This is a genomic window from Parazoarcus communis SWub3 = DSM 12120 (assembly GCF_003226565.1).
GTDB classification, from domain to species: domain Bacteria; phylum Pseudomonadota; class Gammaproteobacteria; order Burkholderiales; family Rhodocyclaceae; genus Parazoarcus; species Parazoarcus communis.
This window is the reverse complement of sequence record NZ_QKOE01000087.1, coordinates 1-708: the sequence shown is the minus strand read 5'-3', so window position 1 is coordinate 708 and position 708 is coordinate 1. Positions and strand designations below refer to the sequence as shown.

The window sequence follows — 708 nt, the reverse complement described above, 5'->3', positions numbered from 1 at the left end:
GACAAACATGCCCGACCACACCCCGGTCGAGATCGTTGCGCGCTACAAGGCGCTGGCCGACATCGAGCGCGGATTCCGTGTGCTCAAGAGCGAAATCGAGATCGCCCCCGTCTATCACCGCTTGCCCAAGCGCATCCGTGCCCACGCCTTCATCTGCGTCCTCGCACTGGTGCTTTACCGCGTGTTGCGCATGCGACTCAAGGCCAGCGATCAGCGGCTGTCGCCCGAGCGGGCACTCGAGATTGCGCGCCGAATCCAGTATCACCAGATCACCCTGCACCGACAGCAGACCGCCACCGGACTGACCTCACTTTCCACGGAGCAACGCAACCTCTTCGACGCCATCGACCTTCCCGAACCCGCCGTCAAAAAGCTGTAGTGCCAATTTTGAAAGCGTGATCTACGCATAATCAGTCACTTACGCAAAAAATTGTCGAACTCGGGTGGCCGAAGAGAAGGCCCGGATTCGTCAGCACTCGATCAGCGAGTTCGGCGATTGTTTCGGGCATTTCATACCGACAAAGACGCTGGAAAACGGGCCAGATGGCGCCTTCAGCCGGCGCCGGCTGTTCAGCAAGGAGGAACACGTTCTGGGCTTTTTTCTCGCAAGTTCTCGACGCTGACGGCGGGTGCCAGGAAGTGGTTCGCAAGGTTCAAGCCTTGGCCGCGACCCGATCAATGCCGGTGCCATCAACCTCAACATCGGCG

General features: G+C 59.5%; 2 protein-coding genes. Both read left to right on the top strand.

Going from position 1 to position 708, the window contains the following annotated elements; genetic code table 11:
• Positions 1-379, top strand: a 379-nt coding sequence (locus DNK49_RS23155; protein WP_110530425.1) for an IS1634 family transposase, incomplete at its 5' end; no start/stop codon positions are given.
• Positions 380-443: 64 nt separating this feature from the next.
• A complete protein-coding gene (locus tag DNK49_RS23150; protein WP_110530423.1) occupies positions 444-623 on the top strand; it encodes a hypothetical protein in 180 nt (59 codons plus the stop codon).
• Positions 624-708: the final 85 nt, after the last annotated feature.